This window comes from Vibrio sp. Vb1337, from assembly GCF_033338715.1.
Classification (GTDB): domain Bacteria; phylum Pseudomonadota; class Gammaproteobacteria; order Enterobacterales; family Vibrionaceae; genus Vibrio; species Vibrio alginolyticus.
In genome coordinates this window covers 1-1,168 of record NZ_JAWOTD010000186.1, presented here as the reverse complement: position 1 = coordinate 1,168, position 1,168 = coordinate 1, and the positions used below count along the sequence as shown (strand labels likewise).

Here is a 1,168-nt window from a genome sequence, read left to right as displayed (position 1 = left end):
AATTATTCCGGGCGCATCGCGTGGGATCCGAATCCTGCTTGAAGATGCGGCCAATGACGAACAGGGCTTGCCTCTGATTGGTCAAGTCGCTGCGGGTGAGCCGATTCTGGCTCAAGAGCACGTAGAAGCGCACTACCAAGTTGACCCTGCGATGTTCAAGCCGCAAGCGGATTTCTTACTTCGCGTAAATGGCGAAAGTATGAAAGACATCGGTATTATGGACGGTGATTTGCTTGCTGTGCACAAAACACAAGATGTTCGCGATGGTCAGGTTGTCGTTGCTCGTGTTGATGACGATGTGACCGTCAAGCGCTTGGAACGTAAAGGTTCAACCGTTTTACTGCATGCAGAGAATGAAGAGTTCGCACCGATTCAAGTGGACTTAACGTCTCAGCATCTGACTATTGAAGGCTTAGCCGTTGGTATTATTCGCAATACCGATTGGATGTAAGTTTATCGCAACAGCCCAGCTTCGCTGGGCTGTTGCCTATTTGTCTTAGCTCTTTTTTTCTCATCCGCTTTGATTTCCTGCTCGCAGTTTATTTCTCATATTCTTGTCGGCTCTCTCTGTGCTTGATAATGTAATTGATATTCATTATCATCTTTTCCAGTGTCCACTCTTTCTCACTGGCGCAGGAAATGCCCATGTCTAAGTCAAAACATCAAGTTCCTAATCATCTATTGAAGCCTTTGTTATTACGCAGCCGTGAAAGCATGGTCGACAATGGTTTGGTGTATGACCCCATTGCGGCGAAAGCTTGTCTAAGCTGCAAGATGGCACCTGATTGTTTAAGTGGTGATGTCGCGCAAAAGCAGCTGCTACACGTGACGTTGACTCAACTGTGCGACCAACAGGTAACGCAGTTTTTGCAGCAAAATCCGGACGCTTGGATCATCAATGTTGGAGCTGGACTCGATACCCGTTTTTACCGTTTGGATAACGGCCGCTGTCACTGGATTGAATTGGATGTTACGGAGAATCTAGTTTGGCGTCAGCGTCTATTCCATAAAAACGAACGCTACGAACATCGCAGTGGGAGTGTGGAAGATATGTCGTGGCTCGAATCTCTGACCATTCCAGATAAATCACCCGTATTGATTCTGTGCGAAATGGCATTGTTGGATTGCTCTGAGCGACATGTTGCGCGGTTTATTCAAAACTTAGGTC

At 46.9% G+C, this 1,168-nt stretch carries 2 protein-coding genes; both read left to right on the top strand.

The window, feature by feature from the left end:
• A partial coding sequence (gene lexA, locus R7E42_RS24900) for a transcriptional repressor LexA (RefSeq protein ID WP_318073221.1) occupies nucleotides 1–451 on the top strand: 451 nt, incomplete at its 5' end.
• A 194-nt stretch (nucleotides 452–645) separates the two neighbouring features.
• Nucleotides 646–1,168 (top strand): class I SAM-dependent methyltransferase (locus R7E42_RS24895; RefSeq protein ID WP_318073220.1); only part of this gene is annotated, 523 nt, incomplete at its 3' end.